This window comes from Bartonella sp. bp_1 (assembly GCF_055808085.1).
The window spans coordinates 2,219,623-2,245,364 of sequence record NZ_CM147851.1 but is presented as its reverse complement, the minus strand read 5'-3'; the positions used below and the strand labels follow the sequence as shown (position 1 = coordinate 2,245,364).

22 protein-coding genes are annotated in these 25,742 nt (G+C 43.8%); 12 read left to right on the top strand and 10 right to left on the bottom strand.

What is annotated here, in order from left to right; translation table 11 throughout:
- Positions 1-2: 2 nt before the first annotated feature.
- The 6 genes from ACYZ97_RS11190 to ACYZ97_RS11165 all read left to right on the top strand — a co-directional run bounded on the left by ACYZ97_RS11190 (position 3) and on the right by ACYZ97_RS11165 (position 8,374).
- Positions 3-845 carry a TrmH family RNA methyltransferase gene (locus ACYZ97_RS11190; protein WP_473298903.1) on the top strand — a complete coding sequence of 281 codons (843 nt, stop codon included), beginning with the start codon at positions 3-5 and terminating at the stop codon, positions 843-845.
- A gap of 2 nt (positions 846-847) precedes the next feature.
- A complete protein-coding gene (gene lspA / locus ACYZ97_RS11185) occupies positions 848-1,348 on the top strand; it encodes a signal peptidase II (RefSeq protein WP_473298901.1) in 501 nt (166 codons plus the stop codon).
- An 85-nt stretch (positions 1,349-1,433) separates the two neighbouring features.
- A complete protein-coding gene (locus ACYZ97_RS11180; protein WP_473298900.1) occupies positions 1,434-2,462 on the top strand; it encodes a YjgN family protein in 1,029 nt (342 codons plus the stop codon).
- On the top strand, positions 2,452-3,537 hold the full coding sequence (locus ACYZ97_RS11175) for a M48 family metallopeptidase (protein ID WP_473298899.1): 1,086 nt from the start codon (positions 2,452-2,454) through the stop codon (positions 3,535-3,537). Before ACYZ97_RS11180 ends, ACYZ97_RS11175 begins: the two co-directional genes overlap by 11 nt.
- 199 nt (positions 3,538-3,736) lie before the next feature.
- Positions 3,737-4,435, top strand: a complete 699-nt coding sequence (locus tag ACYZ97_RS11170) for a hypothetical protein (protein WP_473298898.1) — start codon at positions 3,737-3,739, stop codon at positions 4,433-4,435.
- A gap of 495 nt (positions 4,436-4,930) precedes the next feature.
- The gene (locus ACYZ97_RS11165) at positions 4,931-8,374 is read left to right on the top strand and encodes an acyl-[ACP]--phospholipid O-acyltransferase (protein WP_473298897.1); all 3,444 of its coding nucleotides are present in this window, start codon (positions 4,931-4,933) and stop codon (positions 8,372-8,374) included.
- A 32-nt stretch (positions 8,375-8,406) separates the two neighbouring features.
- Here the strand turns inward: ACYZ97_RS11165 and ACYZ97_RS11160 are convergent, their stop codons facing one another.
- Positions 8,407-9,036 carry a LysE family translocator gene (locus ACYZ97_RS11160; RefSeq protein WP_473298896.1) on the bottom strand — a complete coding sequence of 210 codons (630 nt, stop codon included), beginning with the start codon at positions 9,034-9,036 and terminating at the stop codon, positions 8,407-8,409.
- A 62-nt stretch (positions 9,037-9,098) separates the two neighbouring features.
- On the bottom strand, positions 9,099-9,875 hold the full coding sequence (locus tag ACYZ97_RS11155; RefSeq protein ID WP_473298895.1) for a transporter substrate-binding domain-containing protein: 777 nt from the start codon (positions 9,873-9,875) through the stop codon (positions 9,099-9,101).
- Positions 9,876-10,007: 132 nt separating this feature from the next.
- On the opposite strand from ACYZ97_RS11155, the gene ACYZ97_RS11150 reads away from it, so the two are divergent.
- Positions 10,008-10,601: a hypothetical protein gene (locus ACYZ97_RS11150; protein WP_473298894.1), complete on the top strand. Its 594-nt coding sequence runs from the start codon at positions 10,008-10,010 to the stop codon at positions 10,599-10,601.
- Here the strand turns inward: ACYZ97_RS11150 and ACYZ97_RS11145 are convergent, their stop codons facing one another.
- Positions 10,602-11,285: an arylesterase gene (locus ACYZ97_RS11145; RefSeq protein WP_473298892.1), complete on the bottom strand. Its 684-nt coding sequence runs from the start codon at positions 11,283-11,285 to the stop codon at positions 10,602-10,604.
- A gap of 73 nt (positions 11,286-11,358) precedes the next feature.
- Here ACYZ97_RS11145 and ACYZ97_RS11140 point away from each other — a divergent pair, with 73 nt between their 5' ends.
- The 3 genes from ACYZ97_RS11140 (at position 11,359) to ACYZ97_RS11130 (ending at position 15,495) form a co-directional block, all read left to right on the top strand.
- Positions 11,359-12,042 (top strand): ABC transporter ATP-binding protein, encoded by a 684-nt coding sequence (locus tag ACYZ97_RS11140; RefSeq protein WP_473298890.1) that lies wholly within the window; start codon positions 11,359-11,361, stop codon positions 12,040-12,042.
- Positions 12,042-14,585 (top strand): ABC transporter permease, encoded by a 2,544-nt coding sequence (locus tag ACYZ97_RS11135; protein ID WP_473298889.1) that lies wholly within the window; start codon positions 12,042-12,044, stop codon positions 14,583-14,585. Before ACYZ97_RS11140 ends, ACYZ97_RS11135 begins: the two co-directional genes overlap by 1 nt.
- Before the next feature lie 154 nt (positions 14,586-14,739).
- Positions 14,740-15,495, top strand: a complete 756-nt coding sequence (locus ACYZ97_RS11130; RefSeq protein WP_473298887.1) for a Bax inhibitor-1/YccA family protein — start codon at positions 14,740-14,742, stop codon at positions 15,493-15,495.
- Between the two features lie 89 nt (positions 15,496-15,584).
- Here ACYZ97_RS11130 and ACYZ97_RS11125 read toward each other — a convergent pair whose 3' ends face one another.
- A complete protein-coding gene (locus ACYZ97_RS11125; protein WP_473300698.1) occupies positions 15,585-15,941 on the bottom strand; it encodes a DUF2794 domain-containing protein in 357 nt (118 codons plus the stop codon).
- Positions 15,942-16,201: 260 nt separating this feature from the next.
- On the opposite strand from ACYZ97_RS11125, the gene ACYZ97_RS11120 reads away from it, so the two are divergent.
- Entirely contained in the window at positions 16,202-17,086 is an 885-nt protein-coding gene (locus ACYZ97_RS11120; RefSeq protein ID WP_473300697.1) for an endonuclease/exonuclease/phosphatase family protein, read from the top strand.
- Here the strand turns inward: ACYZ97_RS11120 and cls are convergent.
- The gene (gene cls / locus ACYZ97_RS11115; protein ID WP_473298886.1) at positions 17,034-18,491 is read right to left on the bottom strand and encodes a cardiolipin synthase; all 1,458 of its coding nucleotides are present in this window, start codon (positions 18,489-18,491) and stop codon (positions 17,034-17,036) included. The genes ACYZ97_RS11120 and cls overlap by 53 nt on opposite strands.
- A 190-nt stretch (positions 18,492-18,681) precedes the next feature.
- Here cls and ACYZ97_RS11110 point away from each other — a divergent pair, with 190 nt between their 5' ends.
- Positions 18,682-19,245 carry an HdeD family acid-resistance protein gene (locus ACYZ97_RS11110; protein WP_473298885.1) on the top strand — a complete coding sequence of 188 codons (564 nt, stop codon included), beginning with the start codon at positions 18,682-18,684 and terminating at the stop codon, positions 19,243-19,245.
- Between the two features lie 3 nt (positions 19,246-19,248).
- Here the strand turns inward: ACYZ97_RS11110 and polA are convergent, their stop codons facing one another.
- The 5 genes from polA to ACYZ97_RS11085 form a co-directional block, all read right to left on the bottom strand.
- Complete coding sequence (gene polA / locus ACYZ97_RS11105; protein ID WP_473298884.1) at positions 19,249-22,182, bottom strand: DNA polymerase I; 2,934 nt, start codon at positions 22,180-22,182, stop codon at positions 19,249-19,251.
- A gap of 286 nt (positions 22,183-22,468) precedes the next feature.
- Positions 22,469-23,170: a DNA polymerase III subunit epsilon gene (gene dnaQ / locus ACYZ97_RS11100; protein ID WP_473298882.1), complete on the bottom strand. Its 702-nt coding sequence runs from the start codon at positions 23,168-23,170 to the stop codon at positions 22,469-22,471.
- A complete protein-coding gene (gene coaE, locus ACYZ97_RS11095; protein ID WP_473298881.1) occupies positions 23,171-23,764 on the bottom strand; it encodes a dephospho-CoA kinase in 594 nt (197 codons plus the stop codon).
- Positions 23,761-24,621 carry a shikimate dehydrogenase gene (locus ACYZ97_RS11090; protein ID WP_473298879.1) on the bottom strand — a complete coding sequence of 287 codons (861 nt, stop codon included), beginning with the start codon at positions 24,619-24,621 and terminating at the stop codon, positions 23,761-23,763. Before ACYZ97_RS11090 ends, coaE begins: the two co-directional genes overlap by 4 nt.
- Entirely contained in the window at positions 24,614-25,207 is a 594-nt protein-coding gene (locus ACYZ97_RS11085; protein WP_473298878.1) for a Maf family nucleotide pyrophosphatase, read from the bottom strand. Before ACYZ97_RS11085 ends, ACYZ97_RS11090 begins: the two co-directional genes overlap by 8 nt.
- Between the last annotated feature and the right edge of the window lie 535 nt (positions 25,208-25,742).

The following is a 25,742-nucleotide window of genomic DNA, read 5'->3' as shown; positions in this document are numbered from 1 at the left end:
CTATGCAACAACATCGCACCGGACAGGTTAAGGAAATCACCTCAGCCGCTAATCCGATCATCAAGGATCTGAAAGCGCTCAGTCTGAAAAAACATCGTGATCGCGAAGGCATTTTTATGGCTGAAGGACTAAAGCTAATTATTGATGCGCTGGATCTGGGCTGGCAAATACGCACCCTGCTTTTTGCCAAAAGCGGGCTGGGTAATTCGCTTATCGAAAAAACAGCGGCCCGTACGGTTGCGACCGGCGGCCTTGTCATTGAAGCCTCGCAAAAAGTTATGGAAGCCGTTACAAGACGTGATAATCCACAAATGGTTGTCGGCGTCTTCGAACAACAATGGAATCGGCTAAAAACACTCTCACCGCAACAAGGTGATGTCTATATTGCGCTTGACCGTGTGCGCGACCCCGGCAATCTCGGCACCATTATCCGTACTGGCGATGCCGTTGGTGCCAAAGGAATCATCCTGATCGGCGAAACAACAGACCCCTATTCATTGGAAACAGTGCGAGCCACGATGGGATCAATTTTTGCGCTGCCCCTTTATAAGGCCAGCGAGAATGATTTTTGCGACTGGCGTAAAAACTTTAAGGGGCTGCTTGTCGGCACCCATCTGAAAGGTGCAGTCGATTATCGCACGATCGATTATAAAACAAAACCGCTCTGTCTATTGATGGGCAATGAACAACAGGGGTTGAGCGATCAACTGGCGCAGATATGCGATGCCTTGACCCGAATTCCGCAGGCAGGACGCGCTGATTCACTCAATCTTGCCATTTCTACTGCCGTCATGCTTTACGAAATGCGCCGTCACGCATTAATCCTTGATCCGCGAGAAGAATAACCATGAATAGACAACGCATTCTTCTAAACGGTTTTTTCCTCGTTATTTTTATCGGATTAGATCAGCTGATCAAATATATTGTCGAGCAGACAATGTATCTGGGAGAAGACATTCCACTATTACCTTGGTTATCATTATTGCATGCACGAAATCCCGGCATTGCCTTTTCCATGCTATCCGGTTTCAATGATCTGGCCCTTATTATCATAACGACACTGGTCATTATCTTTGTCTTCTGGTTATGGATCAAAAATCCGAAATCTCGCTGGTTGGTCAGTTGCGGATTTTTATTAATTGCCAGTGGTGCTATTGGCAATCTCATTGATCGCATACGATTCAATTACGTCATTGATTACATTTATTTCCATATTGAAGATATTTTTTCTTTTGCTGTCTTCAATCTGGCCGATGCCTTCATCAGTATTGGTGCTATTTTGATTATAGTTGGAGAGATCTTCAACATCGATCACAATAAAAGCCGCCAAAACACGCCATCAAATTGACTTGTACAATTAAATCTGCGTATTTCCCGATAAATTTATATTGATTAGAACCTTTGAAGATAGCCCGAGACAAGGAACAAGCCGCGTGAACAACGTAACTGACAACGATAATAAAACATACCAAAAACTCGAATTCACCGGCACAGCAAAAGAATATTTCGGCATCTGGATTGTCAATATCCTGCTCACCATTTTAACCTTGGGAATCTATTCTGCATGGGCCAAAGTCCGGCGTCGGCAATTTTTCCAAGGCCATACCTTACTGAATAGTACAGGTTTTGGTTATCATGCAAGGGGTATGCAGATTTTTATCGGTCGTATTATCGCATTGGGACTTTTCTTGCTGATACCGGTCACTCAGTTTATCCATCCCGTCCTATTTCTTTTGGTCTATCTGCTCATTATTATTTTATTACCCATGTTCATGCACCGCTCTTTACGGTTCAATGCACGTGTTACCAGCTACCGCAATGTGCGTTTCAATTTTGTCGGCACCATAAGCGGAGCTTATAAAGCCTTTCTTCTTGGTCCAATTGTCTCCTCGGTAACACTGGGCCTCATGATTCCGGTAGCCGATTATTGGCGTAATGAATATATCGGTAATAATATGCGTTACGGTAATCGGCCTTTCATAACCGATATTAATTTAAGTAAAATATACCGTGCCTGGATAATACCAGTCATGATTACAGTTATTTTCATAGTACTATTTTTCATGATGGCATTCTTCAGTTATAATCTTCATATGGAATTCTTTAGTTCATTCTTTTTATTAATTGCTTATGCCAGCGTTTTTATTGCTTGGACAAGTTATGCCATTTGCGTGCGCAATATTGCTTGGTCCATGACACGTTTTGACGGCAAGCATCCAATACAATCGACTATTCATCCAATACGTTATGTCTGGATTTTGTTTTCCAATGCGATTGTGACTATTTGCACGCTAGGCCTGATGCGCCCATGGTGTTCGATACGTACTGCACGTTATATCTGGACCAATACAGCTATCATGTTTACCGAACCTCTTGGCGAGATTGTTTCATCTATTGAAGAAAGCTCCACACCGGTCGCAGCTGAATATCTTGATCTGGAAGGTTTTGATTTTGGTTTTTGATCAAAAACCTACACCGATAAACCATCCCATTAAAGGCGAATGGTTTATCGGCCAAACCAATCAGTCACGTACGGCTTATCTTGTCAGACAAGGCCGATCACTTGAAATACGTGATGAAACGGGGAAAATTCTTAGCTGCGGTCAATTACCGACGATTACTATCTCGCAACGTATCGGCAATATCGAACGAAAACTTTCTTTTGCCGATGGTACCTGCTTCTCGAGCAAAGATAATGACGGTATCGACAAAATACTTAAAGAGATTGGCCACAAAAGTTCTAGCCTGATTGCTAAATTTGAAACTTTTAGACCTCGTCTTTTTATCTTCATGCTGGTTGCAATTGGGCTTTTTTACGGTATTTATCGCACCGCCTTACCTATTATTGTCAGTCTTGCCATATGGATGACACCAAGCCAGGTTGTTGATCTCATGGGCCAATCAAGCCTGCAGACCATTGATAAAACCATATTAAATCAAACAAAACTCGATCAAGATAAACAAAACAAAATAAAAATGCGTTTTGATACGCTGGCCGCAGCTTCACCACGCGGCAAAAATGGCTTCAAACTCTATTTTCGCGATGCGCCCGCCTATATCGGGCCCAATGCTTTCGCGCTACCGGATGGTAGTATCATTGTCACCGACCAACTTATCAAGCTGGCCGATAATGATGACGATATGATTCTTGGTGTTCTGGCCCATGAAATCGGCCATGTCGAACAACAACACTCATTACGCCAGATTTATCGTGCAACCGGTACAGCCGGACTGATCATGCTGATTACCGGTGATGTTGGCGAAGTGCTTGAACATATTCTGCTTGAAGGCAATGTCATTCTTTCTCTTTCCTATTCAAGAGCAGCCGAAGCCGAAGCCGATCTTTATGGTGTCAATTTAATGCATAAAACCGGTATGGATCCGTCGGCTCTGTTACGATTTTTTACCTTAATCAAACAACAAGCCAATCATAAATCGAGTGAAGAGACAGCATCTGTCTTTGACAGTCATCCTAGTGACGATGCCCGTATCACTGCAATCAAAACAGAAATCGAAAAACTTAAAGAAAATCCATAAAATTATCTTTTTCTGGGAACCCTTTTCTTAATCATTCATTAAGCATGACATCATCAAGGCGTGAACAAAAACGCTTTGCCACGAAAAAATCACGATTTGGTCATTGTGCTGCAACAAGCTGCCTCTATTTGTTTCATCATTCAATAGGGCAAACAAAATCTTTCGGCCTATTGAACCAAATGATTCAAGGAGTACCAAGATGACCATGCAATCAATCAAACATCTCAACCAGACGGAATTCAATCCGGTGCTGGCAATGATGGGTAATTTGCAGGCTCTTTTCCTTAGCGCAGAAAAAAGCCGCAAAATTTTCAAAGATGAAGGCATCAATTTCAATGCTGATGCAAGCGGCTATATTGTTATTCTGGACAAAGTACAAAATCGCTTGTCGGCATTCTGTCATCTTATCCGTAGTGATGATACAACCAGCCAAACATCCTTTGGACGCCATTCAAAGTTCGACTATGAAGGGCTTCTCGCTGCCCATCCTGATAAATGTTTTGCCGAAATTGGTCCCTTCACTATTATGGAAACAGCCAATCGGCACCGTGCACAAGGATTGATCTGGCAAGCAATCAGTGAGTATTGCCGCCGCACACAAGTTGACTATGTTGTCGGTTGCATTTCCTTTGATGGCCAGTATCCTGCGGCACATGCATTGGCCCTATCTTATCTCCATCACAATTATCTGGCCGCTCCGCAGGAACGGGTTACTGTCAAAGCCGGTGTAACAATGGATATCATGCCTGCTGAAGCCATTAAGCCACGTGATGCCTATTCCAAGCTGCCACCGTTGCTACGCTATTGTCTACGCCTTGGCGCAAAAATCGGAGAAGGGGTCAGTGTGGACCGGAAAAACCATAAAATGGATGTTTTCCTCATGATACCCACATCCTGAACCGATTGACATATCCTACCAGCCAACCACCGCTTTTATAATAGAAGCGGTGGTTTTTTGTAATTGTAATATAATCTATGCGTAAACTTGCTTTTAATTGAAGACAACATCTCCAAACTCAGGATCCATATGTTTATCACCATTCATATGTCAGGAAATATTAGAAAATATCTCAATGTTTTTTATTAAAGATCTTTTTGTAAACTTCGCCAAGTGGCACGATCTATGGGTATCCTCATTGTTTATCGGCAAATAATGATTTTCAATGATTACAACATGCGGGAACCCCATATGATAAGCAAATCAATATCCAAAATTTTGCAATTTCATGAAAATTGAACTTATCCCGATCTTTATTATAAAACGGGATAAAAGCATAAATTTGAACATCGTTCATTTTTTTATTGATTATTGTATTTCTTCTGTTTATAGAAATTTGAACATCGTTCATTTTATAACAGATAAGAGATTGAAATGACCAAGCGGAATCATAATATGAAAGCCTCAAACGCTTATCCACACACCGGATCAGACGAATCAAAAACCACATTAATGCATTCAAGACGCTTTGCACCCCTCTTTTGGGCACAGTTTTTTGCAGCTTTTAATGATAATTTTTTCAAGAATACGCTTGTATTCCTCATTCTCGCAGTTTTTACCGCACCCGAACACGCCCAAAGCATGATCACCCTGACCAGTGCCGTCTTTGCTGTTCCGTTTCTGCTCCTTTCAGCTACCGGTGGTCAACTTGCAGACCGTTTTGACAAAGCAAAATTAGCACGTTTGCTTAAATTTGCCGAAATTTTTGCTGCTCTTTTCGGCGCACTCGCATTGCTGCTTTCATCCGTACCGCTCATGATGTTTACACTATTTCTATTCGGCATCGGCTCTGCTCTTTTCGGCCCTGTCAAATATGCCCTTCTGCCTGATCATATCGACAATACGCAACTACCGCGCGCTAATGCCTGGGTTGAAGCCGCCACTTTTATCGCCATTCTCGGCGGAACAATTCTGGCTGGTCTGACCTATGGCCTCCATGCCGGTCCACAGATCCTACCAGCGTTGCTTATGGTTATCTTTGCTATTGCCTCGTGGAGTGCCAGCCGTTTCATTCCGTCCACAGCCCCGGCTAAACCCGATCTTGTTGTCAACCGCAATATTATTCGCGCCACCTATGTCCTTATACACGAACTAACACAAGAAAAGCGCCTGATGATCGTTGCATTAATGATATCTTGGTTCTGGTTTATCGGTGCGATTCTTTTGTCTGTAATGCCTTCATTGACAAAACTCCTTGGCGAATATCATCATGGCTTTACCTTTTTCCTAACAATCTTTGCCGTTTCTGTCGCTCTCGGCTCGGTCATCGCCGCATGGCTTTCAGCCGGACGCATCGTATTATTGCAATCGGTTGTCGGCACATTGATTTGCGGATTTATCTGCATCGATCTCGGCTTTGTTATCCAAAACTTTGCCGTCACCACACCAATTAACAACTTTGCAGACTTTCTTGCCATTCCCGGTATGACCCACCTGACTATCGATCTAGCACTGGCCGCCATGTCAGGTGCCTTTTTGATTGTACCGGGCTTTGCTGCCCTGCAAGCCTGGGCACATCATGAAAACCGCGCCCGTATCATTGCGGCCAATAATATATTGAACTCTGCCATTATGGCCATTGGCAGCTTTGCTGTTGCCGGTTTGCAAACATTAAATATCGGTTTAAGCGCCATTGTATGGGGTTTAGGTGCCACTTCGATTATCGCTGCTATCATCATGTTGAAATTCTTACCGACCAATCCTTTTCGCGATTTTATCTCTATTCTTTTCCGGGCTTTCTTCCGCCTTGAAGTTAAAGGTATGGAAAATTTTGAAAAAGCCGGTGAAACGCCCATTTTGGCCCTCAACCACGTCTCGTTTCTTGATGGTTTACTGGCACTGGCTGTATGCGAAACCACAAGCTTGAAAACACCTGCTTTTGCAGTTCATACTCAGGTTGCCAAACGCTGGTGGGTGCGCCCGTTCCTTAAATATATCAATGCTTTTCCAATGGACCCGACCAACCCATTGGCTGCCCGCCGTCTGATCCGTACCGTACAGGATGGCGCACCACTGGTAATTTTTCCTGAAGGCCGCATTACTGTCACCGGTGCCTTGATGAAAGTCTATGACGGAGCCGCTATGGTTGCCGACAAGACCGGTTCCAAAGTTATGCCAATCAAGATTGACGGTCTGGAACGCACTTATTTTTCAAGACTCAATGATATCCAGACACATCGTCAGCTTTTCCCAAAAGTACGTGTCACCATTACAGAACCCGTCGATCTAAAGCTTGATGAAAAGCTGAAAAGCCGCACTCGTCGTCAAGCTGCGGGTAACGAACTCTATACAATCATGTCCGATCTAGTTTTTGCGACATCACCCAAAACCGGTACTATCATCGAAGAACTTATCAAAGCTGGCAAAAGCTTCGGTATGCGTGCATCCGCTATTGAAGATCCATTGAATGGTGCCATGAATTACGGCCTGTTGCTGACAACCATCCGTATTCTAGCCAAAAAATTCGATACCCAAATGCAAAATGACCAGAATGTCGGCATTATGCTGCCCAATTCCAATATGACGGCAGCCTCTGTTTTTGCTCTGCAATCGGCAGGTAAAACACCGGCTATGCTCAATTTCTCGGCTGGTTTTGCCAATCTGGATGCAGCAACAACAGCCGCCCAAATCAAAACAATCATCACCGCCCGCGCTTTTCTAAGACAAATGAAGTTACAAGATGTCGCCGATCAACTTGCTCAAAAAGGAATCCGTTTCATCTATCTAGATACCTTGAAAAAAGATATCTCTCTTTTCGATACAATCAGCGGCTTCATGATGAAAACAAAATGCATCATCAAAAGGCAGCATGCCGATCAGCCCGGTGCCATTCTCTTTACCTCCGGCTCGGAAGGCACCCCCAAAGGTGTCGTGCTCAGCCATGCCAATATATTGGCCAATGTTGCACAGGCTGCTGCACGCATTGATTTCAACACCAGCGACAAGCTTTTCAATGTGTTGCCGATGTTCCATTCCTTCGGTCTGACAGCCGCAACCATTCTACCGCTTGTCCACGGTGTACCCGTTTATTTCTATCCTTCTCCACTCCATTACCGTGTTGTACCGGAAGCCATTTATGCGTCCAACGCCACTATCATTTTCGGTACCGATACATTTTTAAACGGCTATGCACGGAATGCCCATCCTTATGACCTGCGCTCGATCCGTTATTGTTTTGCCGGTGCCGAAGCTGTGAAAGCCTCAACCCGTGAATTGATGATGAATAAATTCGGCATCCGTATTCTAGAAGGCTATGGCGTTACGGAAACCGCACCTGTTCTTGCCCTCAATACGCCGATGTATAACAAGATCGGCAGTGTCGGCAAATTGCTGCCCTCAATCAGCTATCGACTGGAAAAGGTCGAAGGCGTTGAAGAAGGCGGCCGTCTTTTTGTCAAAGGCCCCAACGTCATGGCCGGTTATCTGCGTACAGAAAACCCCGGCCAGATAGAAGCACCCGAAGATGGCTGGCATGACACCGGTGATATTGTTGCTATTGATCATGAGGGCTTTGTCACCATTCTAGGCCGTGCCAAGCGCTTTGCCAAAATCGGCGGTGAAATGGTGTCTCTTTCAAGCGTCGAAGCCATGGCAACACAAGTCTGGCCCGATATAGCGTTGGGTGTCGTCTCGGTTTTTGATGCACGCAAAGGCGAAAAGCTGGTACTGATTGCAGAAGACAAGGTCGTCAACCGCGCCGAACTGCTTCAATATGCCCGTGCCAATGGTGTACCGGAACTATCGGTCCCAAGCACATTTATGACCGCAAAATTGCCGCTTCTCGGTACCGGCAAGATCGACTACCCGGCCTTGAAAATATTGGCCGAAAGCAATGCATGAATTATCCATAATAAGGGCATTAAAAGATGCCCTTATTTTTTATCCAGCAATAATTTACCAGCCAAACCAAATAAAACCGCCCCCATGAAATAACGCTGTATATTCGCCCAAATCGGGCGTTTGGCAAGAAATACAGCAATCGATCCCGCACCCAAAGCAATCACTGCATTGACAGAAACGCTAATAATAATCTGAACAAAACCCAATATCATTGACTGACCGAGAACAGAGCCGTGCTCGGGTGAAATAAACTGCGGCAGCAATGACAAATACATGACCGCTATTTTAGGATTTAAAAGATTGGTAATAAAGCCCATCCAGAATAATTTACGATTGCTGTCAGGTGATAAGACTCTAACTTTGAACGGCGAATAACCGCCCGGTTTAAGGGCCTGCCAGGCCAGATAAAGCAGATAAAGTGCCCCGGCGATTCGCAATGCATCATAGGCAAAAGGAACCATCATCAACAAAGTCGTAATGCCCAATGCCGCACAAAGCATATAAAAAACAAAACCCATTGCAACGCCTGAAAGCGATATCAACCCTGCAACCGGTCCCTGACAGATAGACCGCGATATAAGATAAACCATATTCGGCCCCGGCGTTAAAACCATGCCAAGGGCAATGGCCGAAAAGGCAATCAGATTATGAAGTTCCGGCATGCCATCCTCCCTTTAAAAAAGGCCACTTGAAAGCGGCCTTTATAATATCAAAATTCACACTACTATTTGGCGCCCAGCCATTCGGCCGTGATCTTGTTATAATCGCCATTATTCTTGGCAATATGCAGCCATTGATCGACATAGTTTTTAAACGCAACATCACCGCGCGAAACCATATAGCCTTTCTCGGCAAAATTGAGCTGCTTGTCAGGATTGACAACACAAAGCGATGGATAGAATTTCTTCTGATAAAGCGCTTCCGAAGCTTCAGTAATCATCACATCGGCCTTGTTCTCAACCAGATTTTTGAAAATGATCGTATTGTCATGAAAAAGCTCAAGCTTCGCTTTCGGCATATGCTGGCGAACAAAAGCCTCATTGGTACCGCCGGCCGGTTCAATGGCGCGAACATTCTCATTATTAAGTTGTTCGATTGTCTGATATTTCTCGACATCATCACAACGCACAAACGGTACTTTACCATCAACATCAAGCGGAATTGTAAAAGCCGCCACTTTCTGGCGGGCCAATGAAACCGAAACACCGCCCATGGCAATATCACATTTGCCGGCCAAAAAATCCGGCATCATTTCTTTCCATGATGTTTTGACAAATTCAGCTTTTGCACCGAGACTTTCAGCCAAAAGATCTGCCATTGAAATATCAATGCCCTCATAGGAGCCATCCTCTTTCAAAAAAGTATAGGGCTTATAATCACCGGTCGTACAGACACGCAGCACTTTGCTTTCCATAACTTTATCAAGAGTCGATGTTTCAGCCGCCTGTGCCGAAGAACAAAAAGCCGCACCGACAAGAAGAAAAGAAAAAAGTTTTTTCAAGAAAGCCTCCGTTTTTTTGAATTTGATCAATAAACCATCATAGATCATAACTTTAACGCACTTGTAAAGCGGATGCCCCAAGCACAAAGCTGAAAAAGGCAATCTTGATCATAAGACTTATTGACGCTAACGATGACAACCATGATCTGGTTTGCCATTGCGCCCATTATTATTATTCTTGTTATCGTGCTTTTACATCAAGAAAAGCCGCAAGCACCGGCCAATGCGCAAATTATCCTATTGCCTGATAACAGCGCTCTTCAATCAATCCTCGAGCAACTTGGCCGCGATATAAAAGAGCGGCTTGATATCAATGTCAAAATAATAGAGGCAAAACCGTTTCTCAACACGCGCTTTTATGACAAGTTCAAAGAACAATATCAGGCCCATAGCGCCATTGATGAAATAGAAGCATTTTATCCTGATCTATCCCTTTCAGCCCATACGCTTATTATCGGGATAACCGCCAAAGATCTTTACGCTGAAAATTATAACGGCCCTTTTGTTTTCGGTGCCTATTCGATTACCCAAAAAAGGATTGCCGTCATCTCGACCGCACGTATGGGCCATGACCCGCGTCAACTGCAGAAACGATTGCTCAAAATGGTTATGCGTTATGCCGGCATCAAGCTTTATGGACTTGGCTTTAATAAAAAGCATATATCAGTCCTGCATGAGACATTGCGCACATTAACCGATCTTGATGCCATGGATACAAAATTCTGATTATTCGCTTACAGGTTTTATATCTAAACGTGCCAGCTCTTTTTCCATCATCGGCATAAAGTTTTCGACCATCCGGTCAACGCCATCGGCATTGGGATGCATGCCATCCTGCAACTGCAAATCGGCATGTCCGGCTACACCTTCCAGAAAAAACGGATAGAGCGGAACATCAAATTCCTGTGCCAATTCGCCATAAATGGGATTGAATTTTTTCGCATAATCCGCGCCATAATTAGGCGCACTCAACATACCAACCAAAATAACGGATATGCCGCGTTGTTTCAAACGGGTCAGCATGAAATGTAAATTTTTACGGGTTAGATCAGGCGCTATACCGCGCAACATATCATTGGCACCCAATTCAAGAATGACCAAATTGGTATCATCCGGCACAGACCAGTCAATCCGATCGCGTCCACCGGTAGACGTATCGCCAGAAACGCCCGCATTGGTAAGAGCAACAGTATAATTTTTAGCACGTAACGCTTCTTCCAGCTTTGCCGTAAAAGACTGGTTGCCATCCAGCATGTAACCGGCCATAAGACTATCACCAAAGCCAACGATCTTAAAAACCGTCTGTGACGCTACCGGTTCATCCAAACCGCTTTCCTGCGCCATAAGAGGCTGTAAAAAAAACAGGCCCAGAAAAGGTCCGATTATCGTTTTTATTATTATGCGTACCATATATTTATCACTTTGTTTTAATAGACATCGACCTGTATCAAACCGCAAACTACATCTTATTTAAGGGATATTTGTGACAAAACCACTCGTAATCATGAAAAATATCAACCTGACATTAGGCCAAGGTGCTGCACGCGTCCATGTGCTTAAAAATATGTCGCTTGATATCCATGACGGTGAAACCGTCGGTATTGTCGGCCCCTCTGGATCAGGCAAATCAACATTGCTGATGGTGCTTGCCGGCTTGGAAAAAATTGATTCCGGCATGCTGACCATTGCCAATCAACGCATTGACCAAATGGATGAAGATCAGGCTGCCGTATTTCGCGGCCGTCATGTCGGCATTGTTTTTCAAAGCTTCCACCTCATACCCAATATGACAGCCTTGGAAAACACCGCGGTCCCTTTGGAATTACAGGGTAACAAAGACGCTTTTGAAAGAGCCCATGAAGAATTACAGGCTGTCGGCCTCGGCCATCGTCTTGACCATTATCCCTCGCAGCTTTCAGGTGGGGAGCAACAGCGTGTCGCTATTGCCCGTGCTTTGGCCGCTAACCCACATATATTGATTGCCGATGAACCGACCGGCAACCTTGATCAGGAAACCGGCAGTCGTGTTGCCGATATGCTGTTTGAACGTGCTGCTGCGCGCAAACTTACATTGGTTCTTGTGACCCATGATCCGCAACTTGCCCAACGCTGTAACCGCCAGATCAAGGTGCGTGGCGGCGAAATTGAAAACGGACAGCCGGATTGATGACAAAGGCACAATCTTTCACATTGGCATTGCGTTTTGCCTTACGCGAAATGCGCAGCGGACTTAAAGGCTTTTATATTTTTATTGCCTGTATTGCATTAGGCGTTACAGCTATCGGCGGCGTCAACGGCGTTTCCACCATGATTAATGGTGAATTATCCAAACAAGGCCAGATGTTGCTGGCCGGCGATATCCGCTTTTCGATCACCCAACGTCCTGCCAATACGCAGGAACTCGCTTTTCTTGAAAAGCAAGGCAAGGTTGCAACCAGTATCTGGATGCGTTCCATGGCCAAACGTCAAGATAACGGTGATCAGACCATGGTCGAAATCAAGGCTATTGATAAACACTATCCACTCTATGGCACTTTGGAAACCAAACCAGCCTACGACCCCTCATTATTAAATGAAAAAAATGGCCTGCCTGGCGCATTTGTCAGCCAGCTTCTGCTTGATCGACTGCAACTCAAAGTCGGTGATCCGATCATGATCGGTACATTGCCCTTGCAAATTCGAGGCGTCATCATCAACGAACCCGACCTGTTATCCGAAGGTTTCCAGCTTGGTCCACGAATATTTTTTGCCAAAAAACTTATGGCCCAAACCGGTCTGTTGCAACCGGGAAGCCTTTTTGCCTATGTCTATAAAATTGCCATCCCAAGACTGGATAATCGCGGCCTTTCTGCCTTGAAAGAAAAAGCGGAAAAAGATTTTCCTGAAGCGCGCTGGAACGGGCGTACGCGACTGGATGCAACACCAAGCCTAACCAAAAATATCGAACGGTTCTCACAATTTCTCACCCTTGTTGGCCTGACATCACTAATCGTCGGCGGTGTCGGTGTTGCCAATGCGGTCCGTGCTCATCTTGAACGCAAAAAAAGTGTCATTGCCATTTTTAAATCCTTGGGTGCTTCCGGCGATTTTGTCGTGCAAATCTATCTGGCACAAATCCTGATCATGGCCTCCATTGCTACCTTGATCGGGCTTGTTCTGGCCGCCCTTATGCCCTTTAGTACAGCCGTTATACTCGGACGTTATTTACCAATTGTTGGACATGCCTCGATCTATCCGATGGCATTAATCTGGGGGCTTATCTTTGCCATCCTGACAACGTTAGCTTTTGCACTTGTCCCCTTAGGGCGGGCACAAAATATTCCGGTAACAACCTTACTGCGCAACGATTTTGAACCCCGCAATAACCAAACACCACGTCGTTATAAGCTAGCAGCTCTTCTATTTCTTGCTGCAACAGCAGGTTTTGCAGTTTTGACCGCCTATGACAAACGCATGGCCTTGATCTTTCTTAGCAGCGTTGCCTGTGTTTTTATCATATTGCGTATTGTTGCAACCTGTATCCAATATGGTGCACAATGCATAGGCAAAATACATTCAACAGCCTTGCGCCTTGCCATTGGCAATATCTATCGTAAAGGCAATCTGACATCAGCCATTGTTCTAGCACTCGGCCTTGGTTTGACACTGCTAATGGCCTTGGCAACAATTGATGGCAATTTACGCAGCCAGCTTGCAGATTCAGTGCCGCAAAAAGCACCCAATTTCTTTTTTACCGATATTGCCCGCCATGATGGCAATCGTTTCAAAGCTTTTTTACAAGATAAATATCCCGATAGTAGCATCAATATCGTGCCGTCTTTGCGTGCACGAATTACAAAACTCAATGGCATTGATGCGACCAAAGCTAAAATCCACCCCGATGGCGAATGGGTCTTACGCGGCGATCGCAATGTCACCTATGCACAAGAACTACCTACCGGTTCGATCATTGCAGAAGGTCAATGGTGGACAGAAAATACAAATCAGCCGCAAGTTTCATTTTCCCGTCAGGAAGCGCAAGAACTTGGCCTAAAAATCGGAGATACAATCACTGTCAATATTCTTGGCCATGAAATTACAGCTACAATCACCAGCCTACGCAATGTTGACTGGGATAACTTCAACATGAATTTTGTCATGATCTTTTCACCTGATGCCTTGCAAGGTGCACCACATGTATGGATAGCCACGTTCAAAACCGGTCACAAAACACAACTGGATGATGCAACATTCATGCGCGAAATCGGCAAACTCTTTCCATCCGTTACCGTCATTTCCGTACGCGATATCATCACTTCCGCACGTGAAATTGTCGACCAGATCGGCGTTGCTATCCGTGCCAGCGCTTCCATTGCACTAATCGCTTCCATACTAGTTCTTGCCGGTGCGCTTGCAGCTGGCAATCAAGGCCGTACCCATGATGCGGTTGTACTTAAAACTCTAGGTGCAACACGCTGGACATTGATCCGTGCATTTATCTATGAATATGCAATTCTAGGTATTATCACCGCTTTATTCGCCTTTTTGGCAGGCAGTGCAGCCGGTTGGTCAATCGCCCGCTATAAAATGGATCTGACCCATGCCACCATTTTACCAATAACCGGTGTAACGATGCTGATTATTGCACTTATTCTATCTGTCGGACTGTCGTTGATAGGCACATGGCGGATTTTGAGTACAAAACCCGCAGATTACCTTAAAGAATTGTAATCTTTCATACTTGATAGAAAGACTTGTTTTCGCCAAAAAAATCCCCATAATAAGAAAAGGCATGCTGGGGTTCCGACAGCGGCGCCTGGGAAACAGGAAAAAGAAATATCTTTTTCTGCCTGACACCCGACGGAACACGTGCAAGAGGTAACTTATGCAAGACTATAGAAATCTCCGCTCCTCGACGGTTGACCGTCTTGATGCGAGCATCGATCAGGGACTGCGCAGCTATATGCTGGGCGTCTACAATCTTATGGCCATCGGTCTGGTTATTACCGGTATTGCAGCCTATGCAATTTTCAATCTATCGGTTGTAACAGATCCCAATGGTAATATTCTCGGTGTAACCGCTCTGGGTAATGCAATTTATAATACTCCTCTAAGATGGGTGATTATGTTTGCACCTTTGGCCGCCGTCATCTTTTTAAGCATTAAAGTTTCGAGTCTGAGTGTATCGACTGCCCGTGCTATCTTTATCGTTTATGCCGGTCTCGTCGGATTATCACTCTCGTCGATCTTTCTAGTCTATACCCATGAAAGCATCATTCAGGTGTTCTTCATTACAGCCGCCGCTTTTGGTAGCCTGTCTCTTTATGGCTATACAACAAAGCGCGATCTGACAGCGATGGGTTCATTCCTTATTATCGGTCTTTTCGGGATTATCATTGCTTCGCTGGTTAATCTTTTCATGCAATCCAGCGGTCTAAGTTTTGCAATTTCTCTTATCGGTGTTGTCGTTTTTGCCGGCCTGACCGCCTATGATACACAAAAAATCAAGGAAATGTATCTGGAAACAGATTCAAGCCAGCGCATTGGTCAAAAAGCTGTTCTTGGCGCTTTGGAACTCTATCTTGATTTCATCAACCTGTTCCTCTTCCTGTTGCGTTTCCTCGGTTCGAACCGCAACTGATAGGAATAAACAGATAATTCAAAGACCCCGCTTTTCAGCGGGGTTTTTTATATTACATCCAACAAAATAATTAGATAATCAGGCATAACTTAATTCCTGACAATTTTCAGCAAGGCCTTGTCAAAAATACGCAAGACCTGACGCAGTTCATGACCGCGTTTTAGAATAATACCAGCGGCTGAAATAATACTATAGGCTCCTTGACGTTGTGCCAATTTAGGATTTTTCTCAATCCGATAAAGCGGCATTTCACTAGCCCGACGAAAAATTGAAAAAACCGCACGGTCACCCAAATGGTCAATTGCGTAATCACGCCATTCACCGCTTGCCACCATATAACCATAATAACGCAGAATCATATCTAACTCCTGCCGGTTAAATGCGATCGGCACTGCTGTTTTTACCGATGGTTGCGCGTTTGAAGATGTGACAATTGTCACAGGCATGTCGCTATTGCCTTTATCCATTGCGCCTTCTTTCCCGACACATGATATCCATATGGTTTTGATCATTTCATACCAGAACGAAAATTAAATCAATAAGGCACTATAAAAGAACCGATAGCTGTATATCCCTCTGTCATCACAACTTAGCGATAGGGCTTGAGTTCCATGGTCAAAATAAGCAATATTGCAAAATAGAAGTTGCAGATTGGTGGCCTATATATCCCACAGCCGCATCAGCACAAAGTGGAGCTATCTCATTGATAAGCCGCATAAAAAAACATGGCGAACAGGTCAGGGCCCATATCAGTCCAGAAAATCTGCTTAAAGCCATACGCAACCGCAAAGGGCACCGCCCTTTAGCCCAAGACCGCCAAGGCGGTGATCTGCTTGTCGCTTCCTATAATATCCATAAATGCGTTGGCACAGACAATCAGTTTGATCCCCAACGCATTGTCCGTGTTATCAGTGAAATAAATGCCGATATTCTCGCCCTGCAAGAAGCGGACCGGCGCTTTGGAGAACGCATCGGCCTGATTGATCTCAACCATTTAAAAGCTGAAACCGGACTGGAGGCGGTACCGATCAATACGATGTCACCTCATGGTCTTGGCTGGCATGGCAATGCACTTTTTATCCGTAACGGGCAGGTCAAAAACGTCCACCAGATCAAATTGCCCGGCATCGAACCTCGCGGTGCGCTAATTGCAGAACTTGAATTTACTGCCGGCCCTATCCGTGTCATTGCAGCACATTTCGGGCTATTGCGTCATTCACGCAACCAACAGGCAAAGACTATTTTATCCTTGATTGAAAAAAGTGACCATATGCCAACCATCATGATCGGCGATCTAAATGAATGGCGCATTGGCAAAGGCTCATCCCTCAGCAATCTTGTACCCTATTTTGATGTTACATCGGGAACCGTTCCGAGTTTTCCTTCACGCTTTCCCGTCTTGGCGCTTGATCGGGTCTTTGCCTATCCGCAGGAATTGGTCGCCGCCATCCAATGCCATACAACCCCTTTGTCGCGGATTGCTTCCGACCATCTGCCTATCAAGGCACGAATTGATCTGAAAAATGCTGTTGCTGCCATTAAAGATAAGGCGAACCGAGCCATATTATCCGATCAACAAGACGCGAAATAAAGGGGCGTTTTTTCAACTGCTGCATATCAACCACTATCGCATTTTTCAAACGTGCTTCTATCCGCGCTTCAATAGCAGAAGCAAATCCGGCATCAAAAATCTCCAAATCCACTTCAAAATTCAATCGTAAAGACCGTGCATCAAGATTGGATGAACCGACATAAGACCACAAACCATCAATGGTAATCAGCTTTGAATGGTCAAAATTACCCTTGGCGCGCCAAATACGGCAATGATCGCCCAACAGCTGATCAAACTGGGCCTGCATAGCGCGATCAACAAGTTTCAAATTATTATTAGAAGGCACCACAATATCAACTTTTACACCACGGCGCGCCGCCGTAACAATAGCACTGACCAGTTCACGATCCGGCAATAAATAAGGTGTCATGATACGAATATGATTTTGAGCCAGAGAAAAAGCACCCATCAACATTTTTTGGTTGGTCTCAATGGTTTTGTCCGGTCCTGACGACACAACCCGTATAGCCACACCTTCATCAGGCTTTAATAATGGCGGCTGAATGGCAAAGGCAGCTTCTTGAAGCTTTTCCGATGTCGTAAAAGCCCAATCTTCAGCAGCAACACGGAAAAGATCGGCAACAACCGGCCCCTCAACACGAAAATGCGTATCATAAGAAACATTATCGCCGACAATTGCTGTCACAAAACCGGAACGGATATTCATACCACCGGTAAAAGCAACCTGACCGTCAACAACCAGAATTTTACGGTGGGTACGCAAATTCGCATAAGGCAGCTTCAATCCATTAATCAATTTACCATTGAAAAGACGGGCATTAATTCCGCGATTGCGCAACACCCAGATAATAGACGGTATGGAATAACGGGCGCCGACCGCATCAATCAATATACGTATTTCAACGCCGCGTTCTTGCGCTTTTGCCAGACTATCGACAAAACGCAAACCTATATCATCATGGCCGAATATATAACTTTCAAGAATAATGCTCCTACGAGCTGCATCAATTGCTGCCAACATAGCCTTGTAGGCCTCATCACCATTTTCAAGCAATGTAATATGATTTCCCGATGTCAATTGACAACGGCTGACATGGTTGCCAAGACGATACATCGACACGGCAAGACGGCCCATTTTTTCTTCAATGCGATCTTCTATGATATCATAATCGGCAAGACACAGATGCTCGATATCCTTGGTATGGCGCTGTAACAAAATAGAGCGGCGCCGTACTCGGTTAATACCAAAAAGACCATAAATTACCGCACCCAAGATCGGCGATAAAATGATAACGCCAACCCATCCGATAGCTGCACGCACCTCCCGTTTAGTCATGGTTGCATGAATTGCCGCAGCCAAACCCATCAGGATGGAAAGCGTTGCCAGAATATGCGGCCAATAAAGTTCAAAAAGATTCCACATAGCTCTCTTATATAGATGTAATTATTATTTTGGCCTGTCTTTTAAAAGGCTTGATGATTTTTCTAAATTCAAAATCGCTATATATCACATATATATCATTATATTTGACAGATATCCTGCCGCTGAAAAGCCTGATTTGACCGGAATATAGATATAATAATGAATGCCTATCGGATAGAAAGGATCAAAAATGCCGAATGTCGATAATCTAAATCTTACATCGCTCAAAGCAAAACTAGCGGCCAAATGGATTTGGTTTATTTTTTTTGGTGCCATTTTATTGCTTATCGGTATCATCGCATCAATTGCCCTACCTATGGCAACTACAGCCGTTACTGTCTATATCGGCATAATGATGCTAGCCGGTGGTCTAATCCATATGGCCCATGCCTTCGGCGTACAAGAATGGGGCCGTTTCTTTTTCTGGCTAATCGGTGGTCTTCTTTATACTATTGGCGGCATTATCTGTCTTATCCAACCAATTATGGCAGCAACCATTTTTACATTTCTACTCGGTTTTATGCTGATTATTGCCGGTACCACACGCATCCTTGTTGGTTTTCAAAATCATGGTATATCCGGCTGGGGCTGGATTGTTGCAGCGGGTATTATTACCACTCTTGCCGGTCTCATTATTACAACAGGATGGCCAGCCAACAGCTTATGGATTTTAGGCCTTTTTCTGGCTATTGACCTGATTATACAAGGATGGAGCCTGATCGCCGTCGGTTTAGGTCTGCGCCTTTTACGCTAACTATTAATGCGCTTCATCCCAGTTTTTGGCAGCCCGCGCATCAACCTGCAAAGGAACCGACAAAACCAAAGCAGGAAAAGGCGCATTTTCCATAATATTCTTAACCACCTTCGTCGTTCTCTCAACTTCACCAACCGGCAATTCAAAAATTAATTCATCATGCACCTGAAGCAACATTTTTGCAGCCAAATTATTATCAATGAGCGCCTGATCCATCTTGATCATGGCACGACGGATAATATCGGCAGCAGATCCTTGAATCGGAGCATTGATTGCCGCACGCTCATTAAAGGCGCGAATTTGCGGATTGGATGAACGAATTTCAGGATAATGGGAACGACGGCCAAAAATTGTTTCGACATAACCATGATCACGTACAAAAGCCTTGGTACTTTCCATATAATCCTTGATACCGGGAAAACGCTCGAAATAGGTACGGATATATTGGCCCGCCTCCTCACGTGAAATACCAAGCTGATTGGCCAGGCCGAATGCCGAAATACCATAAATAATCCCGAAATTGATCGCTTTAGCACGTCGACGCACTTCAGACGGCATATCCTTAATTGGTACATTGAACATTTCCGAAGCCGTCATGGCATGAATATCCAATCCATCGGCAAAAGCCTGTTTAAGCGCTCCAATATCGGCAACATGAGCAAGAACGCGTAATTCAATCTGGCTGTAATCGGCTGAAAGAAGACTATTACCGGGTCCGGCAATAAAAGCAGTACGAATTTTACGTCCCTCAACGGTACGCACCGGAATATTCTGTAAATTAGGTTCTGATGAAGATAAACGCCCCGTTGTCGTGGCAGCCATAGAATAATTGGTATGAACACGGCCGGTTTTAGGCAGAATATAACCGGGGAGGGCATCCGTATAGGTCGATTTCAATTTGGTTAGCTGGCGCCAATCGACAATTTTACGTGGCAGATCATGACCGGTTGCTGCCAAATCCTCCAATACCTGTGCCGATGTCGACCATTGACCGGTTTTGGTTTTCGATCCACCAGGCAAGCCCATTTTTCCAAAAAGAATATCGCCCAACTGCTTGGGTGAACCAATATTGAATTTTTCGCCAGCCAATTGATAAATTTCATCTTCAAGCACAGCCGCCGATTGTGCCAATTCACCAGAAAGGCGGGATAAAATCTGTCGATCTACCAATATGCCGCGTTCTTCCATCAAAGCGAGCACAGACACAAGGGGACGCTCCAGACGTTCATAAACATGAACAAGACCCTTGGCGGCAAGCTGTGCTTTCAATATATGCCATAAACGCAATGTAATATCGGCATCTTCAGCTGCATATTCGGTAGCTTGCGCAATATCAACCTCAGCAAAAGAAACTGCCTGACGGCCCGTACCGGTTACTTCCTTATAAGCAATCGGCTTATGATCAAGCCAACGCTCGGATAATGCATCCATACCATGCGTAGAGGTACCTGCATCACAGACATAAGAAAGCAGCATTGTATCATCGAAAGTGGTAATGACGACGCCATGATTTTTCATCACCAGCCAGTCATATTTCATATTTTGTGCAATTTTTAATACGCTGTCATCTGTAAGAATCGGTTTGAGAATTTTAAGCGCCTGTTGGGGATCCATCTGATCCACCACCCGTCCACCACCTAATAAATCATCGCTGCCGGATATATGGTTAAGCGGTATATAGGCTGCTTCATTGGGTGAAAGGGCAATTGAAAATCCAACAAGTTCAGCCTGCATCGGATCGAGTGATGTTGTTTCCGTATCAAAAGCAAAAAAGCCTTGTATTTTGGCACGTTGTAGCCATTCAGCCAAAATAGCGGGATCTGTAATTGTCCGATACTGCCCGCGATCAACCGGAAGAGAACTTATTTCTTCAAGACGTTTTTGCGCCAAAGATGCCTTATCATCCATTGCCGGCGTTGTCGGCGAATCTGTCTTATGAGAAAATGATAAGGATGCCTGTGCTGTAGCCGCTTGATCCATATCCGGCCCATGGCTATCTTTATTCCAATCTGTTTCGACAAAAGACGCCTCAATAGCACTTGCATCACAATCGGTTGCTTCAGCTACACGTCGTGTCAACGTATTAAATTCCATCGCTTTCAAAAAGCCGATAAGTTTGGGGCCGTCTTGCGGCTCCAAAACAAAATTATCAAGACCGACTGTAATCGGTACATCTTTTTTCAAGGTTACAAGCTGACGAGAAATTTTGGTTTGATCGGCATATTCAATGATATTTTCACGCCGTTTTTGTTGTTTGATATCATGAGCATGGGCTAAAAGATTATCCAATGTACCGAATTCTTCCAACAATTGCGCAGCTGTTTTAGGGCCAATTCCCGGAATACCAGGAACATTATCCGTCGAATCACCGGTCAATGATTGTAAATCAATCATTTTTTCAGGTGGAACCCCCCATTTTTCAATAACCTCTTCAATACCAATCTCACGATCCTTCATCCCGTCATACATCAAGACTTGGGCATTAACGAGTTGCATCAAATCCTTGTCGGAAGACACAATTGTTGTTGTTGCTCCGACTTTTGCAGCCATATCGGCATAAGTTGCAATCAGATCATCCGCTTCATAACCTTCCATTTCAATACAAGGCAGGTTGAAAGCACGAGTTGCCTGACGAATCAATGAAAACTGCGGGATAAGGTCTTCCGGTGGCGCTGTACGATTGGCCTTATATTCTGGATATATATCTTTACGAAAAGTCTTAGATGAATAATCAAAAATAACGGCAAAATGCGTCGGTACAACACCAACGGCGGTATTACGCGCATCGCAAAGAAGCTTCCAAAGCATATTGCAGAAACCGGCAACGGCTCCTACCGGCAAACCATCGCTTTTACGAGTCAAAGGCGGTAGGGCATGATAGGCACGAAAAATATAACCCGAGCCGTCAATAAGAAAGAGATGATCGTCTTTTTTCATTTGAGTATCTATGTCACAAATGTCCATAATTGGGCATTTTTTATGCTGTTAAAACAAAAAACTCACAGCTTCGTTACAAAAGAGTAATAAATCTGCCCTTGAATTGCCACTTTTACCATGTCTATTTAGAAGGTATCGATAGTATAGTCGATTTTCCGGCTTTCGGCTCAGTCCCCGCCGACCCGGAATGTGGCAGCCTACCCCCCCTCTCCGGGTTGTCACTATGAGTGCAGTGATAGGCCGTTGTGGATCCCCTCACCACAACGGCCTTAATTTTTTAAGTCTTTTACGAAACAGCGAATTTAGCCCAAAGGGCTTTTTCTCCCATTTTTTCAACCATCGCCTGATGGGCCTGTTTTTCTTCATCGGATAAACGGGAGGCAAGCGGTATAGAGCGTTTTGATGGCAGAATAACATCCGATGCATTCTGATCGGTGTTATTGATATTGTCACGACCGGTTAATCCCAACGCACCCTGCTTGCCACCAATAAGTTCGATATAGACATCAGCAAGAATTTCCGAATCAAGCAAAGCACCGTGGAGAACACGATGACCGTTTTCTATGCCATAACGTTTGCACAATGCATCAAGACTATTAGGGCCCATCGGATGTTTGCGTCGCGCCAAAGCCAAAGTATCAATAACCCGATCGACACTAATTGTTTCACGCCCACAACGTTCTAATTCAGCATTGATAAAGCCAAGATCGAACATAGCATTGTGAGCAACCAATTTGGCCCCATCGATAAACTTTAAAAAATCATCAACGATTTCTTCAAAAGTCGGCTCATCTTTCAGTCTTTCATTGGTTAAGCCGTGCACAGCAACAACTTCATCCGGAATAATAACACCCTGCGGATTTAAATAGACATGATAGTTATTTCCCGTCAGATAGCGGTCAATCATTTCTACACAACCGATTTCAACAATCCGATCACTGTCTTTTTGCAAACCTGTCGTTTCAGTATCAAAAATGATTTCGCGCATCTATTCAGCCTGATTTATCAAATAATCAATGACAGTTTGCACATCTTGACGCGTTACTTCCAGTCCTTTTGACGTATCAATAACGAAATCCGCCACTTTTTTCTTATTTTCATCCGGCATCTGTTTATCAAGAATGGCCTGAAATTTTTCTGCGCTCATATTATCGCGCGCTAAAACACGTTCACGCTGTATTTCATAAGGGGCACTAACAACCAATATTTTATCAAAGCGCTGCTGATTTCCGGTCTCGAAAAGGAGTGGAATATCCATAACAACAAGATCAGCCTTTTGTTGACGCGCTTTTTCAATAAAAACTTTTTCCTGTTGACGAACTAATGGATGAATAATTGATTCCAGTTTTTTTAAAAGTTCAGGCTGATTTAAAACAATTTGTGACAATTTCTGACGATCAATATTGCCGTTTTTTGTACTGCCGGGAAAAGTTTCTTCCAATATTTGGCAGATATTAGGCTGACTATAAAGTTGATGTACTGTTTGATCAGCACTGTAAACCGGAATGCCGGCTTCTTTGAAAAAACCGGCTACAGTCGATTTTCCCATACCGATCGACCCGGTCAATCCAAGAATAATCATATCTCACCCATATCGCGTAAAATAAGATCACGTAATTGAGGTGTGACTTGCGGGCGGATACCAAACCAACGTTCAAACCCAGGAACAGCTTGATGAAGCAACATGCCAAGACCATCGACAGTTCTAAGGCCTGCTTTTTGTGCCTGTTGCAAAAAAGGTGTTATCAAAGGTGTATAGACAATATCGGTTACCAATATATCTGTTTTGGCCCTATCAAAATCAACAAACAGCGCATCACCAGCTTTACTGATATGACTTTCCATACCAAGAGATGTCGTATTGACGATAAAATCGACTTCAGTGATATGATCATTCAGTGACGCCCAGTCACCAGCCATAACCGGCATCCCAAAATGATTCGCTAAATCATCAGCACGGCTTTTTGTCCTGTTTAACACAATGATCCGTTCAAAAGATCTTTGTTGCAAGGCATAAATAATTGCACGTGCTGCGCCGCCGGCACCGAGAACAAGTGCTGTTCCACCATCCCATCCTGCCGCTTGCATATCAAGATTAGCCGTAAAACCATAAGCATCGGTATTGGATGCACAAAGGCGTCCTTGTTCAAACCATAATGTATTGGCTGCTCCGATAGAAGTTGCAATATTATCTTTTAAATCAGCCAGTCTGAAAGCTTCTTCCTTATGCGGAAGTGTCACATTGCCACCACAAAAACCATGTTGTTTTAAATTGGTTATGAAATCGACAAAATCTTGCAGCGTAATTTCTATCGGATCATATTGACCATCAATTTTATATATTTCCAGCCAATGACGATGAATAAGTGGCGAGCGGGAATGTTTGATCGGATAACCGGTTACAAAAGCACAAGGTTTATTTTGCATCTTATCAGCCATCAATCACCCCCATATGTCGCAATTGGGCCAATAAGCTTAAAAGCGGCAGTCCGATAATCGTAAAATGATCACCTTCAATTTTTTCAAAAAGTTGAATGCCATTACCTTCAATCTGATAAGCGCCAACACTATCAAGAACAGTTTCACCATTGCGATTAAGATAACGACCTATATAATCCATAGAAAGAGAACGCATGGTCAATTGGGCCGAAACAACATCGCTCCAAATAATTTCACCATTTTTAGCCAATGCGATGCCACTGTGCAAAAAATGGCTTTTGCCTGATAAATGGGCTAATTTTTGTCGTGCATCTTCAAGTGTTGGTGACTTATGTAAAACCTTACCATCGAGATCCAATGTCTGATCACAACCTATAACAAGAGCATCATGTTCTTCAAATGAAACATTGCGAGCTTTTTCTTCTGAAAGAACCTGAGCAATAATAATAGGTTTTTTATTTTTAAGACCATTTTCTATTGAACGTTCATCAATAGATGCGCTTTTTGTTGTAAATATCAATCCGGCATTTTTAAGCAATGCAGATCGATAGGGACTTTTCGAGGCAAGGATTAGACGGTCAATCAATGGTCAGCCCTTCCATAACCGGATATTATTTCATCTATTATGAATATTGAAAGTGCAAACGCGCTGCAAGCAATGAAATAGAATCAGATAGGCGATTCCATATCCAACGTTATTTTCAAAGCATTTTTTTAATTTTATTCCCGCTTTTTAATATCCATTGTGGAAATTTGTGAGCTATTCTGTTGATGAATTCTAGCTGTGTATAAACAGCGTTGAATCACGTTTATTTATACACAGGCATTCATACGGTGGATAACAATATCCACACTTTGGAAAAAATGGATATAACTTAAAATTATTCATAATTTTTTCCCATATTATCCACATTTCAAAATTTCTATAAAAGTCCAGAAAACTCTAAAGAAAATACTTTTTACAAATGGATTTTCCACATAAAGGGAAAACGTTATTCCATTTTTACAAATAGAAAAGATAATACTGGAAAAGTTTTGTGTTTTTTATAATTCACGTTAAACACAGACTCTAAGAATCAAAAGCCTTCTTTAAAACATTTATTTAAAGATAAACCGGAAAG